The 16906-nt window shown below is 70.0% G+C and carries 9 protein-coding genes and 3 pseudogenes; 2 read left to right on the top strand and 10 right to left on the bottom strand.

Going from position 1 to position 16906, the window contains the following annotated elements; all coding sequences use genetic code 11:
* Positions 1-73: 73 nt before the first annotated feature.
* The 10 genes and pseudogenes from AC0KTA_RS02505 to AC0KTA_RS02460 all read right to left on the bottom strand — a co-directional run bounded on the left by AC0KTA_RS02505 (position 74) and on the right by AC0KTA_RS02460 (position 9051).
* Positions 74-1552 (bottom strand): sugar transferase, encoded by a 1479-nt coding sequence (locus AC0KTA_RS02505; RefSeq protein WP_481053413.1) that lies wholly within the window; start codon positions 1550-1552, stop codon positions 74-76.
* 666 nt (positions 1553-2218) lie between these two features.
* Complete coding sequence (locus AC0KTA_RS02500) at positions 2219-3193, bottom strand: glycoside hydrolase family 6 protein (protein ID WP_481053412.1); 975 nt, start codon at positions 3191-3193, stop codon at positions 2219-2221.
* A gap of 145 nt (positions 3194-3338) precedes the next feature.
* Positions 3339-3464 (bottom strand): hypothetical protein, encoded by a 126-nt coding sequence (locus AC0KTA_RS02495; protein ID WP_481053411.1) that lies wholly within the window; start codon positions 3462-3464, stop codon positions 3339-3341.
* Between the two features lie 90 nt (positions 3465-3554).
* Positions 3555-3854 (bottom strand): annotated as a pseudogene (locus tag AC0KTA_RS02490) (alpha-galactosidase); the annotation flags it as partial.
* A gap of 107 nt (positions 3855-3961) precedes the next feature.
* The gene (locus tag AC0KTA_RS02485; RefSeq protein WP_481053410.1) at positions 3962-5005 is read right to left on the bottom strand and encodes an endo-1,4-beta-xylanase; all 1044 of its coding nucleotides are present in this window, start codon (positions 5003-5005) and stop codon (positions 3962-3964) included.
* Between the two features lie 64 nt (positions 5006-5069).
* Positions 5070-5978 (bottom strand): alpha/beta hydrolase family protein, encoded by a 909-nt coding sequence (locus AC0KTA_RS02480; protein ID WP_481053409.1) that lies wholly within the window; start codon positions 5976-5978, stop codon positions 5070-5072.
* A gap of 32 nt (positions 5979-6010) precedes the next feature.
* Positions 6011-7111 carry a glycoside hydrolase family 62 protein gene (locus AC0KTA_RS02475; protein WP_481053408.1) on the bottom strand — a complete coding sequence of 367 codons (1101 nt, stop codon included), beginning with the start codon at positions 7109-7111 and terminating at the stop codon, positions 6011-6013.
* A gap of 313 nt (positions 7112-7424) precedes the next feature.
* The gene (locus AC0KTA_RS02470) at positions 7425-8408 is read right to left on the bottom strand and encodes a LacI family DNA-binding transcriptional regulator (RefSeq protein WP_481053407.1); all 984 of its coding nucleotides are present in this window, start codon (positions 8406-8408) and stop codon (positions 7425-7427) included.
* Positions 8409-8498: 90 nt separating this feature from the next.
* The gene (locus AC0KTA_RS02465; RefSeq protein WP_481053406.1) at positions 8499-8696 is read right to left on the bottom strand and encodes a hypothetical protein; all 198 of its coding nucleotides are present in this window, start codon (positions 8694-8696) and stop codon (positions 8499-8501) included.
* Entirely contained in the window at positions 8635-9051 is a 417-nt protein-coding gene (locus AC0KTA_RS02460; RefSeq protein ID WP_481053405.1) for a hypothetical protein, read from the bottom strand. The genes AC0KTA_RS02465 and AC0KTA_RS02460 overlap by 62 nt, the downstream gene beginning before the upstream one ends.
* 40 nt (positions 9052-9091) lie before the next feature.
* On the opposite strand from AC0KTA_RS02460, the pseudogene AC0KTA_RS02455 reads away from it, so the two are divergent.
* Positions 9092-9364 (top strand): annotated as a pseudogene (locus tag AC0KTA_RS02455) (FCD domain-containing protein); the annotation flags it as partial.
* 416 nt (positions 9365-9780) lie between these two features.
* Positions 9781-16848: pseudogene (locus AC0KTA_RS02450) on the top strand (SDR family NAD(P)-dependent oxidoreductase); the annotation flags it as partial.
* Positions 16849-16906 lie beyond the last annotated feature (58 nt).

Below are 16906 nucleotides of genomic sequence, written 5' to 3'. Positions count from 1 at the left end.
CCCTCCCCAGGCAGGCCCTTTCGGCCTGCGGTCCGTGCCCCGGCCGGCCCGTCGAGTCGCGGCCCCCCGCGCATCAGTAGGCCCCCTGCCCCTGGAGCACCGCACGCAGCGTCTTCCACAAGATCACGGTGTCCAGGGCGAGCGACCAGTCCTCCACGTACCGCAGGTCGAGGCGGACCGCCTCCTCCCACGGCAGGTCGCTGCGCCCGCTGATCTGCCACAGGCCGGTGAGCCCCGGCTTGACGAGCAGCCGCCGCCGGATGTCCGGGCCGTACGCGGCGGACTCCTCCGGCAACGGAGGCCGCGGGCCGACGAGCGACATCGATCCGGTGAGCACGTTGAAGAGCTGCGGGAGCTCGTCGAGCGAGTACCGGCGAAGGACCGCTCCCACCCGGGTCACCCGCGGATCCCGGCGGAGCTTGAACAGCAGGCCCGCGCCCTCGTTGCGGTCGGCCAGCTCGGCACGTGCCCCGTCGGCCCCGGCGACCATGGTGCGGAACTTGAAGATGGTGAACTCGCGGCCCTCCTTGCCGACCCTGCGCTGGCGGTAGAACACCCCACCCCGGCTGTCCACCAGCACGAGCAGCCCGACGAGCACCATCAGCGGCGCGAACAGCAGCAGCAGGATCGCCGCGCCCATCCGGTCGACGACCTCTTTCACCGCCCGGCGGCCCCCGGTGAAGGTCGGCATGCTGACCCGAAGCAGCGGGATCCCGAGCACCGCGTCGACGTGCAGCCGCGGTCCTGCCACCTCCATGAGGACGGGGGCCACGACCATCTCGGCATCGCTGCCTTCGAGGTTCCAGGCGAGCCGCTGCAGCCGGTCCGGTGACCAGTGCGGGTCCGGTGTGACGGCGACGACGCGGTAGCCGTCGCGGCGGACGTGGCCCGCGACGTCCGCCAGCCGGCCGACGACCGGCACTCCGTCCAGTTGGTCACCGTCGAGCCCGAGACCGTCCGTCGTGCACACCGCGTCCACCCGCCAGCCGAGGTGCGGGAACTTGCGGGCCCGGGTGATCAGGTCGCGTACGGTGGCCGGGCTCCCGGCAGCGAGCACCGGGCGCAGGCACCGTCCTTCCTTGCGCTGTTTGTGCAGCCGGAGACGCAGCAGATACCGCTCGGTCATGGTGACGATCGCGATCGCGGGGATCGCGACGAAGATCCAGAGCTTGATGTTGCGCGAGGTGAGGGCGATCCCGCCGAGCGCCAGTACGACGGCCGCGGTGAACAGTGAGCGTCCGAGCCGGCGGAATTCCTCGGCGCCCTGGCCGAGCACGGCCGGAACCCACGACCGGTTCACGGCAAGCGCTCCCAGCACGAGCAGCTCGGTGCCGAACGCGAGAATTCCCCACTTCTCGTGCCAGTTGGCCGCGTCCCGGGCCCCGAAGAAGATGCCGATCGCCGCCACCACGAAGGCGGTCGCCACGGTATCGCTGGTGATCACGGTACGGCGGTACCGCTGCTCCCAGTCGATCGCGGGCCGGCTGATTGCCCCGTTCGCCAGACGCCCGCGTGCCGACGGAAACGGGTCGACTAATTCCCCCTGCTGCACAGGACCCCCCAGGTCGCCAGTGGTTCGACGTGTTCGCCCAACACTGTTCCTCGGGAGGCCCCCGCCTCCCGCGCCGCGCTGTTCCTCCCCTCGGGAGGCCCTCGCCCCCCGCGCCGCGCTGTTTCTCCCCCAGGGAGGCCCCCGCCTCCCGCGCATGACATCCCGGCTATTTCAGCGCTACTTGAACAACCCACCCTGGTGCTGCTGAACAACCCACCCCGGCGGCAGCGGACTTGCATGTCCTGCCGGACTTTCGAGGTGCGGGGAACCCGTCGATGCCTCGGGTGCTCCCCGCACCCAAGGCCCCCCTCGCGGGCTCCACCGTCATTGGACGCTCCGTGCCCGAGCGGCTGAAGCACGGTCAATCTAGACCATCGTGGCCAAGATGAAGAGGGGATGTGTGCAATTTGTGCGCAAGCTTTGATGCCGGGTCCACGGACCGCTGACTGCCCACGGCCGCCTTGGCGGCGAAGACGTGCCTTGTGACCTGTGGCAATGGGAGTTCTCTGGGCCGCCGGCACCGACAATCCGAGGCGTCCCGGCACGGGCAACTGGGCGGTGCCCAGGCCCCGTTGACGCCCTCTCCAGGGGGAGCAGCGGGGGCGGAGTAACCCGACGCTCCGAAGGTCGCCTCCGCCCCCGCGGTCGGCTACTGGAGCGCCTGGTTCAACGCCTCGTCCAGCCGTAGATCATCTTATAGGCGACCTCGGGGAGGAACTGTCCGGCCGAGGAGCCGGTTCCGACGCCGCAGTCGCCGTCGGACTCGCCGGGAACCTTGATCCACAGCAGCATTTCGGCGCCTCCGCCCAGCTGGGTGGGGGCGCCGATGCGGCGGCCCGCGGGGTTGCACCACTGGCCGTTGGAGCCGTTGCCGTTGCGGCTGGTGTCCACGACGAACGGCTTGGTGTAGCCGTACCGGGCGCGCAGTTCACTGTTGACGGCGTTGCCGTAGGCGGTGTTCTCGGCCGTGGTCAGGTAGTTGGAGACGTTGAGGGAGAAGCCGTGGGCCTGTCGGACGCCGGCTTCGTGGAGGCGCCGGGCCATGGTCGCCGCGCTCGCCCAGGCCGGGTTGCCGGCGTCGAGATAGACCCAGGCGTTCGGAGCCTGGCGGTTGAACTCGGCGAGCGCGCCGGTGAGCATGGCCTCGCGTTCGTCGATCTGGTCCTGGGTCATGCAGCCGTAGTCCCCGAGGGAGTCCGGTTCGAGGACGACGAGGGCCGGGCGGTGGGCTATCCCGCCCGCGAACTGGGCGATCCAGTTCGCGTAGGCGGACGGCGAGGAGGCTCCGCCCCCGGAGTGCCCGCCGCAGTAGTCGCGGTTGAAGATGTTGTAGGCGACCAGGAGGGGCAGCTTGTCCCGGGCGTCCGCGGCGCCCGCGTACGCGCCGGTGGCGGTGCCGATGGGGCCGCTCCAGGGGCCGAACCAGCGGGCCGTCGGGATGTTGGCGATGGAGTCGTTGATCGCGGGCGCGCGGCCGTCACCGGGGTTGGCGGCGACCCACCGCTTCGCGCTGGAGTCGGGGTCCACGTAGAACCCGTTGGTCATGGTCGTCGGGTCGGCCGCGTGGGCGGACGGTGCGGTGGCGAGCGCCAGCGGCAGCGAGGAGAGCGCGGCCAGCAGGGCGAGCAGTCTGCGGTGCATGACGTTACCTCGGGTTTCTGACTCGGGTTTCTGAGTCGGTTTTCGGACTCGGGTTTCTGACAGGGATACGTCGGAAGGACGGCGGGGAAGGGCAGGAGCGTTGGGAGTGATGGGAGCGCTCCCTACGAGGTCCCGTGGGACGGTGTCAGGGCGTTGACGGCTCGAACCGCAGGACGCGGACCGCACTGCCGAGCGCCTGCGTGGCGTGGTTGAAGAGGCCGAATCGGTGGCCCATGAAGAACCGCCAGTCCATGGCCGGCCCGTTGACCATCACCACCCGCGTCACACATGACCGGCGACGGCGACCGTGCAGGACTCGCGCTGCTGCGTGACTCCTCCGCCTGGATCGGCGTCAAGCGCGCGGATTGGCCAGCAGCTTGCCAGCCGCGTCCCGCTGCGGGGCGAACCAGCAGTCGTCGACCACCACGTACTCGTAGCCCGCGTCCCGCATTCCCGAGGACACCATCGCGTCGGCGGCCTGGCGAACCTGAGCCTCGGTGATCCCGCACCCGAAGCTGTTCCAGCCCAACGGTGGGGTGAGCGCCGGACTACCGGGCGCGGCCGAGGCGGTGGAGTGCGCGGAGGCCGTCACGGAAGCGGTGACCGTCAACGCGGCCGCCGCGAGGAGGCGGAGCAGGCGGCTGCCTGATCGTCTGGACATCGGGGCTCCTCTACCGGAAGGGGACGCCATGCCTGCGGACCACGAACGGCCACACGTCGCGTACGGACGCGGGGCCCGGCCGAGCGGCTGCCGGGCCCCGGCCGGCTTCAGCTCGCCGCGCTGTTCAGCGCCGCGAGGACCGCGCCGTACGCCTCCTTCTTCTGATAGGTGCCGTTGAAGAGCAGCGGCGTTTCCTGGGCGCGCCAGGAGTACTTGTCGGTGACGCCCCACACGGTGATCCCGTTGCACCGGGCGACGGCCACGCACGCCTGGGTGACCTGACGGTACACATTGGCCTGTGCCGAGCCGGAGCCGCCGACGTCGAGCTCGGTGATCTGCACGTGCACGCCGAGGTCGGCGAAGCGCTGGAGGTTCTGCCGGTAGGTGCTGAGGTTGGAGTTCGAGGCCAGGTGGCTCTGGAAGCCGACGCAGTCGATCGGTACGCCCCGGGCGCGGAAGTCCTGGACCATCCGGTAGATGGCATCGCTCTTGGCGTTGATGCCGTCGGTGCCGTAGTCGTTGTAGCAGAGCTTGGCCTTGGGGTCGGCTGCCTTCGCGGTGCGGAAGGCGTCCTCGATCCAGCCGTTGCCGAGCTGCCGCTGGAGGTTGGACTGACGTCGGCTGCCGTCCCATTCGAACGCCTCGTTGACCACGTCCCAGGAGTCGATCTTGCCCGCGTAGTGGCCGGCGACCTTGGAGATGTGGTTGCGCATCGCCTGGCGCAGGGCGTCGCCGGTCAGTCCCTGTACCCAGCCGGGCTGCTGGGCGTGCCAGACCAGGGTGTGGCCGCGTACGGACTTGCCGCGCTGCTGGGCGTAGGCGACGAGTTCGTCGCCACCCCTGAAGTTGAACTGGTTCGGGTTCGGCTCGGTGGCGTCCCACTTCATCGCGTTCTCGGCGACGACGCTGGAGAACTCCCGGTTGAGAGTGGACTCGTAGTCCGCCTCGCCGAGGTGGGGGGCGACCGCGGCGCCGAAGTACCGGCCGCTCTGGGCGGCCGCGCCGCCGAGGGTGTCGGCGGCCTGAGCGGTGGGTGGGAACGCCAGGACGGCCACTGCCGCCATGGCGCCGGTCGCCGCGACGGTGATCGCCGACCGGGTGCGTCGCGAGGCGCGTCGCGGGGCGCGCCTGCTGGAGGATCCGTCGGTCATTGCGTGTCCCTCTCTGGTGGGGGGGCGGGGCAGTGCGGGGCCTGGAATCGACGGTCGTCGGCCGTCAGGCCAGGGCGGCTTCCCAGCGGGTGCCGTCGCCGGTGGCGTCGGCGGGGAGGCGGTCGCGGGCGGCGGTGTCGTCGTACAGACGCCAGCGGAGCCAGTCCACGAGGGTGTTCTGGGTCCGGCCGAAGGTGGGGAACCCCGGATTCAGGTACGCGGCGTGGTCCGCGCCGAGGTGGGTGAGGAACGCCTTGGGCGCGCGCAGTTCCCCGTACGCCCGCCGGGCAAGCGCGTAGTCGCAGGTCGGGTCCCTGTCGCCGTGGATGAACAGCACGCCCGCACCGACCGAGGCGGCGGGGCTGCCCATGTCCACGCAGGCGACCGGGACCGCGGCGACGATGCGGTCGTCGGGCCAGGCGGTCACCAGGCCGTGGGTGGTCATGCCACCCATCGAGTGCCCGGAGACGCCGACGCCGGCCGCGGTGTCGATGTGCCCGGCGAAGGGGCCGCCCGCGGCGTCGCCCAGCGCCAGGGTCCGGGTGATGACCTCGGAGACGTCCTTCGACCATTCGCCTCCGTAGACGGAGCCGAGGTTGGTGTTGTCGGAGAACGAGGGGGCGGGGCAGATGAAGCCGGCGGACGCCATCGCGCGGGTCTGCGAGGCGTAGGAGTCGGAGTTGCCGCCCATGCCGTGGCTCCACTCGGCGACGGGGAACACGCCGTCGGCGAGAGGGGCGTTGGGAACGGGCGCCCCGCCGGGTGCGCCGGGGGTGGGGTAGAAGACCTTGGTGAACAGCGAGCGGGCACCGCGGCTCCAGTTGAACTGGCGCACCCCGATGGCGAACTGCGCGGCGGGCGCCGACAGTTCGGAAGCGGAGGCGTGGTGCAGTGTGGAGCTGAGCAGGGGGGTGCTCAGACCCGCTGTCGCGGCCGCGGTCAGGCCGAGGAAGGCACGTCGACTCAACGACATGAGTGACTCCTTGCGTGGGGGACAGGGAGGTCTCAGCAGGTGGAGTTGGCCTGGGTGGCCAGGCCGAGCCGGTAGGGCAACTGCGAGTACTCGCCACCGGAGTTGGGGTCCCGGCCCTGGTAGAGAAGCCGGAGCCGGCAGGGGTCGATGGTCATGGTCTGGTCGTTGGCGGCGCGGATCAGCTCGCCGTGGCTGATGTTCTTCGTCCAGGCGCCGCCGGGGAAGGTGACGTTGGTGGAGCGGGCGAAGGGGTTGGCCTCGGTGGCGGCGAGCGGCTGCCAGCTGCCGGTCAGGCCCTTGGAGGTGAAGGAGCGGTAGTACCGGTTGCCGTCGCCGCCGATGGCCTCCCAGATCAGCAGGTAGGTGTCGGTGCCCTTGACGCGGTACACCGCGCCCCCTTCGAACAGGGCGAACTTGGAGTCCTGGAGCACGATCTGGGTGTTGCCGAAGCCGTTCGGGAAGTTGGCGACGGTGGTCTCGGACCGGTACACGTGGCCGTTGTCGTCCGCGGAGAACAGGTAGCACTTCGCGTCGTCGCAGATCACGTAGAAGTCGAGCCAGTTTCCGTTGCCGATGTTCTCCCGGACGATGTCGGGCATGCTGCTCATGAGGTTCTTCGGCGCGGACCAGCTGGTCGGGTCGTTGATGTTCTTGGTGGTGGAGTACGACGGCAGGCCAGTCTGGTAGACGAGGTACCACTCGTCCTTGGGGGCGAAGTAGAAGGCGTGCGGGGCGGCACGGTAGCCGGGGCCGATCTTGGAGGCGGTCTCCAGGTGGGTCTGCTTCGCACCGGCGGCCTGGGACCAGTCGGAGAAGCTGGTCTGGGCCAGGCTCCAGTCGCCGGAGCCACGCGCGGCGGTGGTCATGAAGACGTGCCACTTGCCGTTCTTGTCCTGAACCACCGACGGGTCCTTGACGGCGACGGAGTTACTGCCGTCCTGCTGCGGTGAGATCACCGGTCCAGTGGACGACCACCGGAAACTGCCTGGCAGGTCCTGCCGGGGGGCGCCCGCCGGTGTCGCTCCCTCGGCGGGCACGGCGTAGAAGGCCGCCAGCAGGGCGATGAGCAGGGCTGCGTAGGCCTGGCGGCGACGGGGGCGGGGGCGGGGGCGGAGGCGATGAGTTAAGGGCATGGGCAACTCCATGACGGCTCGACTGGTGCGCATGCGGTGAAGCCGGATTGGCCGACTGCAGGGCCTGAGCCGGACCAGCCCGAGGCTTGGTCGATATCTCGAACGGCAGCCGGATGTCCGGACGTAGGAATAGTGGGCGCTTGACAGGGTCCGGTCAACGCCTTGCGCGCGATATTTTCGGCCCTTTGCCCGAAAGTCTTGCGTGAAAGTTCCAACACCTGTGATGAGCAGGCGACTTGGAGGGCACCAGGGCACACCAGGGCACACCTGGGTCGCGCCGGACACCGCCCTCAGTTCGCCGGCGGAGCCGCGCTCAGGCCTTCGGCGGGGCCGTGCTCTGGCGGACCACGAGTTTCGTGGCGACCTCCAGGCCGTGCTGCGGCACCCTTTCGCCGCGGCCGAGCGCGAGGGCCAACTCGGTGGCGGAGGCGGCCATTTCGCTAAACGGCTGGTGCACCGTCGTCAGCGGGGGATCGGCCCAGACCGCGACCGGCATGTCGTCGAAGCCGACCACACTCAGGTCCTGTGGTATGCGCAGCCCGGCCTCGCGGGCCGCCTGGTAGACACCGAGTGCCTGCATGTCGTTCGCGGTGACGATCGCGGTGGGCCGATCAGGCCGGCCGAGCAGGGTGCGTGCCGCGGCCTGGCCGCCCTCGCGCGTGAGCTGGGCATGGACCGTCAGATCCGGGTCCACGGGGAGTCCGGCCGCCTCGAGAGCGGACCGGTAGCCCGCCGCCCGGGCCAGGCAGAACGCGTGATCGGGGCCGCCGATCATGGCAATGCGCCGGTGGCCGAGGGAGATCGGGTGGCGCGTCGCGGACTGGCCCCCCTTGAAGTTGGTGGCGCCGACATAGGGAACACCGTCGGGAACGTCGTCCATCGGATCGAAGACGACGTAGGGGATGCCCCGCGCCTTGAGTCGCTCCCGCTCCGCTTCAGGGAGCTGGAACACCGACAGCACGCACAACGGGCGTCGCCCCACGGTGTCGTCGACCGAGGCGTCGGCATCGTGCAGGCCGAACTTGGAGACCACGACGCCGACGCGGTTCCTGCGGGCCACCTCCTCGACACCGCGGATGATCTCCCCCACCCACATGCTCTTCAGCTCGCGGAAGATCAGCTCCACGAACCTCTGCTTGTTGTCCGCGGACTTGCGGTATCCGTACTCGTTGATCAGTTCCTGGACTCGGGCCCGGGTCTCGCCGGACACCCCTGGTCGGCCATTGAGCACCCGCGACACCGTGGGCACCGATACGCCCGCCAACTCGGCGATATGCGCGATCTTCACCGACGCCATGTACGCCACCCACCCGATCGACACCGCCTGCGAGCCGTCATTCTGACACTCCCGGGCGGACACCGGCCTCGGCTCAGGCAGTCGTGCCGGTCACCGTGCCTCCCGACGGATGGCCTTCTTGGCGTTGTCCGGTGCGAAGGCGGCGTTGAACTGCTGGTACGGGGTCCAGCTGGTCGGGCCGGCGTTGCTGCCGTCGGCGTAGGTGGCCCGCATCGTCGCCAGCACGTCACCCCGGAACTGTGTGGGGATGCGGAACGACGAGGCCGTCCCGGTCGTGGCCGACTGCACCGGGGTGTCGTGGGTGAGGACCTGGATGCGCCGAGCGCGTCGTCCAGCTCGACTTGATCTGGCGGAACAGCCCCGCGTCCTTCCAGCGCAGCTTGCCGCGGTCGTAGAAGGAGCCGTTGTCCCACAGCACGGTGGTGACCTTGTTGGTGCGGGCCGCGTGGCCGAGCGCCTCGAAGTACTTGAGCATCTCGCCGCGTTCCACCGCGCCGGGACCGTGGTCGTAGCCGAGCAGGCCGTACTCGCCGAGGACGACGGGGATGCCCTGGGCGACGAAGGTGTCGCGCAGCGACTTGATGGTGATGGCCAGGTTGTCCATCAGCCGCCGGCCCGGGGTGCAGACCTCGGTGGGCAGCATGAGCAGACGATTCTTGTTCTTGCCGCCCGACCCACGCACCGTCTCGGCCACGGGCAACGAGTCCCTCCTCACCCTCCTGGAAGGGATCTCCGGCCGCACCCTGCGCGCCCGCATCTGGCGCGGTCTGGTCGACGACAAGGCCGCGGGCCGCACTCTCGCCGAGCACGCGGCGATCTTCAACGCGCTGTTCACCCGTGACGCCGCCCTCAGCCAGGCCGCCTCACTGCTGCACGTGAGCAACACCGAGCAGTGGCTGAGGGAACACCTGCGCTCAGGCGAACCCCACCCCGTCGGGACGACAGCGCGGAGGTGACGGGCGGGCGCGGCGGTCACGTCAGCGCACCAGGCGTACTTCACCGGCATCGCCGACAACCTCAGCCACCAGGGGCTCTGCCGACGTGCGAGGTCTCTGCGAGCGGGCCTCGCCAGAGTGGCGGACGAGCTGCCCGGAACCGTGTGCTCCGTCGGTATCGAGGCAGTCGCCAGAACCCGGAAGCAGGCGTGATCGGCCGGACGACGCCCGCTCACCGGCAGACAGCCGACCCCGCACCTCGGAGGAGCTGTGCGCGGCAGCCGCTCTCTCCTCGAGACTGACGGAAAGTGAGGACGCCCGTGAACGTGTCCGACTCCTGGGACACCGCCCGCCTCGACGACGGCACTGCCGTCATCGGCGTCACGGAGGCCGTGGTCCCCGCGGACGGTGTGGACGGTTCGGGCGTCCTGCCGTGGGTGATCAGTGGGTGCAGTGCGCAGGCGTTGCGGGGGCAGGCGGGCCGGTTGGCGGGGTGGGTGCGGGATTCCGAAGGTGTGGATGTGCGGGGTGTCGCGGGGACGTTGGCCTTGTCGCGGTCGGTGTTCGAGCACCGTGCGGTGGTGCTGGGCAGCGACCGGGAGGCTCTGCTCGCCGGCTTGGGCGAGGTGGAGCGGGGTGTGCCGGGTGCCGGTGTGATCTCGGGTGCGGCCTCCGTGGCGGGCAAGGTCGCGTTGGTGTTTCCGGGGCAGGGGTCGCAGTGGGTCGGGATGGGGCGTGACTTGTACGCGTCCTCGCCGGTCTTTGCCGCGCGGATCGATGAGTGTGCGCGGGCGCTGGCGCCGTTCGTGGACTGGTCATTGACCGACGTGCTGAACGGGGTGGCGGGGTCTGCGTCGTTGGAGCGGGTGGATGTGGTTCAGCCCGCCTCGTGGGCGGTGATGGTGGCACTGGCCGCGGTGTGGGAGTCGCTGGGAGTGCGTCCCGGTGCCGTGGTGGGGCATTCCATGGGGGAGAACGCTGCCGCGGTGTTCTCCGGTGCGCTGTCGTTGGAGGACGGCGCACGCGTGATGGCACTGCGCAGCCAGGTGGTCCGCGAGCTGAGCGGCCGGGGCGGCATGGTGTCGGTGGCGGCGCGGGTGGATCAGGTGCGCTCGTGGTGTGCGTCGCTGGGTGAGCGGGTGTCCGTGGCAGGGGTCAACGGGCCTGCGTCGGTGGTGGTGTCCGGTGAAGTGCGGGCGCTGGACGAACTGATGGCCACCTGCGAGGCCGAGGAGGTACGGGCAAGACGGATCCCGGTGGACTACGCCTCGCACTCGGTGCAGGTGGAACGGGTCGTCGAGCGGCTGGAGCGCGAGCTGGCCGGAGTGTCTCCAAGGGCCGGGAGAGTGCCGATGTACTCGACGGTAGAGGGCGCCTGGGTGGACGGCAGTCGGCTGGACACCGGGTACTGGGTGCAGAACGAGCGTCGGCCGGTGCGGTTCGACGAGGCGGTGCGCGGGCTGCTGGAGGAGGGGTTCCGGTTCTTCGTCGAGTGCAGCGCTCACCCGGTGCTGACCGTCGGCGTCGAGGAGACCGCCGCGGAGATGGGCGTGCCCGACGTGGTGGCCACCGGAACGCTGCGCCGGGAAGAGGGTGGGCTGGAGCGTGTCCTGGCATCGGCCGCCGAGGTCTTCGTCCGTGGCGCGGACGTCGACTGGAGCGCCGTCACCGGGACCCCGAACACCCCCGCGGACCTGCCCACTTACGCATTCCAGCACCAGCGCCACCACCGCTTCGGCCATGTCACTCCGGCCATGGCCGGCCGGTCCGTCCAGGGTGAGCAGCCTGATGTCTCCGTACTCGATCTTGTCCGCACCCAGGCGGCCGTGGTGCTGCGCCACGTATCGCCTGACGAGGTGGACACCAACCGAACCTTCAAGGACCTCGGTTTCGACTCCGTCAGGGCCGTGGAACTTCGTCGTCGTCTGAATGCCGTCACGTCTCTGAACCTGCCGACGAGTGTGGCCTTCGACCATCCGACGCCCGCCGCGCTCGCGACGGAAATCCAGGCACAGCTGACGAGTGGCGGGAGCTCCGTCCACGAAGACGCAGAAGCGACTGGCGTAGAGGCGGCAGGCGCAGAAGCGGTATCGGAAGTGGCTTCACTTCTCTCCGATGACCCCATCGCCATCGTCGGAATGAGCTGCCGCCTTCCCGGAGGAATACGGTCACCACAGAACCTGTGGCGCTTTGTCGCCGAAGGCGCCGACGCGATAGGGGACCATCCGGCCGACCGCGGCTGGGACACCCTGGACCACCAGGGCGGTTTCTTGTACGACGCCGGTGACTTCGATGCTGCGTTCTTCGGTATTTCGCCGCGTGAGGCGTTGGCGATGGATCCGCAGCAGCGGCTGCTCCTCGAGACCTCGTGGGAGGCGCTGGAGGCGGCAGGCATCGATCCGCACTCGCTCCGGGGAAGCCGCAGCGGCGTCTTCGTCGGGGCCATGGCCGGCGACTACGCCCGTCAACTCCGCGAAACCCCGGAGAACCTGGCCGGCCACATGCTGACCGGCAGCGCGGGCAGTGTGGTGTCGGGTCGGGTGTCGTATGCGCTGGGGCTTGAGGGCCCTGCGGTGTCGGTGGATACGGCGTGTTCGTCGTCGCTGGTGGCCCTTCACCTGGCGGCGCAGGCATTGCGGAGCGGGGAGTGCTCGCTGGCGTTGGCGGGTGGCGTGACGGTGATGGCCACGCCTTCGATGTTTGTGGAGTTCAGCCGGCAGCGGGGCCTTGCGGCGGACGGGCGGTGCAAGGCGTTCTCGGCCGACGCCGACGGCACCGCCTGGGCCGAGGGCGTGGGCATGCTCGTGGTGGAGCGCCTGTCGGACGCGCGGCGCAACGGGCATCGGGTGTTGGCGGTGGTGCAGGGTTCGGCGGTGAATCAGGACGGGGCGTCGAACGGGCTGACGGCGCCGAATGGCCCGGCGCAGCAGCGGGTGATCCGGCAGGCGTTGGCGGCGGCTGGTCTGCGTCCGTCGGATGTGGATGTGGTGGAGGCGCACGGGACGGGGACGAAGCTCGGGGATCCGATCGAGGCGCAGGCGCTGCTCGCGACGTACGGCCAGGGTCGTGAACGGCCTGTGTGGCTGGGCTCGTTGAAGTCGAACATCGGGCATGCGCAGGCGGCGGCCGGGGTGGCGGGTGTCATCAAGATGGTGATGGCGCTACGGGAGGGAGTGCTGCCCAAGACGCTGCATGCCGAGGAGCGTTCCCCGCACGTGGACTGGGCTTCGGGCGAGGCCGAGTTGCTGACCGAGACGCAGCCCTGGCCGGAGGTGGGCCGGGCGCGGCGGGCTGCGGTGTCGTCGTTCGGGATCAGCGGGACCAATGCGCATGTCGTCCTGGAGCAGGCCCCGGAGGAGCAAGAGGTTCCGCAGGAGGGCGAGGGCCCCGCGCGTTCGGGAGTCGTGCCGTGGGTGGTCAGTGGCCACACGCCCGAGGCACTGGAGGCGCAAGCGGGCCGACTGCTGGCTCACCTGAACGAGCAGCAGCCCGGGACCAGGCCGGAAGACGTCGGGTACTCGTTGGCGACCGGGCGGGCCGCCCTGGAGCACTACGCCGTGGTGGCCGGAGGGGATCACGAGGAGCTGCTGGGCGGTCTGGCGGCCCTGGCCGATGGCCGTGCCGCGGTCAACCTGGTGCGGGGGCAGGCCCGTTCCGGCGGCCGGATCGCGTTCATGTTTACCGGCCAAGGAGCTCAGTGGCTCGGCATGGGGCGGGAACTGTACGACGAGTTCCCTGTCTTCGCCCGTGAATTCGACGCTGTGGTGGCGGAGTTGGACCAGCGTCTCGGCCGATACGTGGACCGGTCGCTGCGCGAGGTGATCTGGGGTGAGGACGCCGCCCTGCTGGAGCGTACGGTCCACACCCAGGCCGCGTTGTTCGCCTTCGAAGTGGCGCTGTTCCGTCTGCTGGAGTCCTGGGGCGTTCGGCCGGACTTCGTGACCGGCCACTCGATCGGCGAGTTGGCGGCCGCGCATGTCGCCGGTGTGTTCTCCCTGCCGGACGCGGCCGCCCTGGTGGCTGCTCGTGGTCGGCTGATGGACGAGTTGCCCGACGGCGGTGCGATGGTGGCGGTGCAGGCCGCCGAGGACGAGGTACGGCCGATGCTCACCGACCGGGTCGGCATCGCAGCCGTCAACGGCCCTGATGGCGTGGTGCTGTCGGGCGACGAAGGTGTCGTACGCGAACTGGCGCGGCGCTGGGAGGCGCGGGGGCGGAAGACGCGGCGGCTTTCGGTGAGCCACGCGTTCCACTCGCCCTTGATGCACCCGATGCTCGACGCCTTCCGGCACACGGCCGAGGGGCTGACCTATTCCGAGCCCGCTGTCCCGGTCGTATCGAATCTGACCGGGACACCGCTCCCGGTGGAGGAGCTGGGATCGGCGGATCACTGGGTGCGGCACATCAGCGGGACCGTGCGGTTCGCCGACGGTGTGCGGTACCTCCGGGAGCAGGGCGTCACTTGCTTCGTGGAGCTGGGACCCGACGGTGTGCTGACCGCCATGGCCCAGAACTGCCCTGAGACGACGGGCCAGTTGGTCGTGCCGACAGGACGGCGGGACCGCTCCGAGCGGATGACGCTGAGTCTGGCACTCGGGCAACTGCACGCGGCGGGCGCTGCCGTCGACTGGCACGCCTTCTACGCCGGATCGGGCGCACGCCGCACCGAACTGCCCACCTATGCCTTCCAGCACGAGCGGTACTGGCTGGAGCAGGGGTCCCCTGCCGGCGATGTGGAGTCAGCGGGCCTGGAGCCGGTGGACCACCCGATGCTCGGCGCCGCTCTGCCCCTGGACGACGGCGCCGTGCTGACGGGACGGCTGTCCGCCGGAAGCGTGCCCTGGATCGCGGACTGCCGGGTCGGCGGGGCAGTCGTGGTTCCCGGCACCGGGCTGGCGGAGATGGCGTTCCGTGCAGGTGTGCGGGTCGGCTTCCCGCGACTGGACGAACTGCTCCTGCACGCGCCGTTGGTCATCCCGCCCGACGGCGCGGTGGATGTCCAGGTCCGGGTGGGAGCGGGCGGCACGCCCGACCGGCGATGCCTGGAGTTGCTGGCCCGGCGTGCGGGTGAGGACGAGTGGGAACGGCATGCCTCGGGTGTGCTGGCTCCGGTGCCGACCGTCCCGGATGAGCGGCTGGAGAGCTGGCCTCCTGTTGGAGCGGTGCCCGTCGAGCCGGCCGGCGTCCATGAGCGGCTGGCGGCCGGCGGCCTCGAGTACGGCCCGGCCTTCCGCGGTCTTGAGGCCGTCTGGCGCGGCGCGCACGACGGCGAGGTCTTCGCGGAGGTGCGCCTGCCCCAGGAAGCGGCTGATCAGGCGGACCGGTATCTGGTGCACCCGGCGCTGTTCGAGGCCCTTCTGCACGCGGCGTTCGCGGGTGACGTGCCGCCTCGTGCCGATGGGGGAGTGCGGCTGCCGTCCGCCTTCTCCGGTGTGACGGTCCGTGCGGTCGGTGCTTCCGAGCTGCGGGTGAGGCTGACGGCTGTCGACGCGGACACGGTGTCGTTGTCGGCGTGGGACGCGGCCGGTGATCCGGTGGTCGCCGCCGAGACGGTGGTGTTGCGACCGGTTCCGGGCGAGCGGCTGCGAGCGGCGGTGTCGGCCGGCCGGGACGTCCTGTTCCGGGTGGTGTGGGAGCCCCAGGAATCCACGGCAGTTGACGCCATGGAGCCGGAGAGCCGGTGTGTGGTGATGGCCGGAGGCGGACTGGCCGGGGAGCTGTCCGGCACGGGCGTGGCGGCCGAAGAGCCACCGACAGGTGCAATTGCCGGTGGACCACTGCCGGAGCGGATGCGGGCCGGTCTGGGTACGGCACTACGGGCGGTGCAGTCGTGGTCGGCAGGTGAACACCCGGCCGGTGCGCGGTTGGTGCTGGTGACACGCGGGGCAGTGGCGGCCGGGCAGGGCGAGGACGTAGACCCCGTGCAGGCCGCGATATGGGGTCTGGTGCGATCGGCCCAGACAGAGCATCCGGGGATCTTTCAGTTGGTGGATCTCGACGAAGATCCGGCGTCGGTCGCGGCGGTGGCTGCGGCGATGCGCTCGCAGGAACCGCAGATCGCCGTACGCGCCGGCGAACTCCACGTGCCGCGCCTCGTACGAGCAGGCACCGCCGACACGCGGAACGACGCGCGAGGCGCCCCGCGTACTCAGGCGGAGGACCGGTGGAGTGCCGCTTCGCTGCTGGTGACGGGGGCGGGCGGGGTCGTGGGCTCGGCACTGGCGCGGCACGCCGTGGCCGTTCACGGAGTGGGCCACGTCGTGCTGCTCAGCCGCCGAGGCGAGCAGGCAGCCGGTACAGCAGCTTTGGCGGCGGAATTGCGTGAACTGGGCGCTCTGGTCACCGTCGAAGCGTGTGACGCCGCCGAGCGGGACCAGTTGGCGGGAGTTCTCGCGCGGGTGCCGCGCGAATTTCCCTTGCGTGGAGTGATCCACGCTGCCGGTGTCGTGGAGGACGCGGTCGTCCACGCACTCACACCGGATGATGTCGACAAGGTGCTGCGGGCGAAGGCCGATTCCGTGGCCTGTCTCGACGAGCTGACGCGCGGCCTGGATCTCGAATGGTTTGTGACCTGCTCGTCCGCCGCAGGGTGGTGGGGAAACGCGGGGCAGGCGAACTACGCGGCCGCCAACGCCGGTGTCGACGCACTGATGCAACAGCGCCTGGCGGCGGGATTCCCCGCGTTGTCGCTCGCCTGGGGCCTGTGGGAGGAACGCAGCGACATCAGCAAACAACTGGATCAGGCGGACCTGCTGCGCCTGGCCCGTACCGGTATCGCTCCGCTGTCCACCTCCGACGCCCTGACGGCTTTCGACACCGCACTCGCACTCGACGAGCCGGTACTGCTGCCGGTCCGCCTGGACACCCGAAACCTCACGGACAGCAGCACCGCGCCCATCACGCCGCTCCTCAAGAAATATGCGCGCAAGCAGGCGATGCCGCCGGCGGCGGGGGGACGCAAGGCGGTCCCGTCGGGCGGCAGCACGCTCAAGGACCGCCTCGCGGCCATGACCGATCAGGAGCGGGAACAGTCACTGCAGCAACTGGTCCGTGAAGAGGCAGCGACAGTGCTCAACCACAACACCCCCGGTGCGGTGGCCCTCGACCGTGGATTCCTGGACCAGGGATTCAACTCGCTCACTGCCCTGGAACTGCGAAACCGGCTCGGCACGATGGTCGGGCTCCCGCTGCCGCCGACCACCATTTTCGACTACCCCACACCGGGTGCACTGGCGAAATACCTGTCCACCCAGCTCATGCCGAGCCGCGAGGACGTCGTCACATCCTTCAGCCGGGACATCGGCAAGATGGCCGAACGATTCGAAACAATCGACGACGAGACGGTACGAGCCCATGTGACCCAGCGACTCCAGGAGCTGCTCAAGCAATGGGGAAGCGATACGGGCACCGAGTTCGGGTCGGAGTCTTCGGGTGTCGTCGACATCGAATCGGCAAGTGCGGATTCCATGTTCGATCTCATCGACAAGGAATTCGGCAAACTCTGACCGGTGTCTGACCGGTGTCTATTTGGCGTCTGGCCTGCGTTCAGTCTGCGCGTGTTTT

The organism is Streptomyces sp. Y309 (genome assembly GCF_056712025.1).
This window is presented reverse-complemented; position numbering and strand designations above follow the sequence as displayed.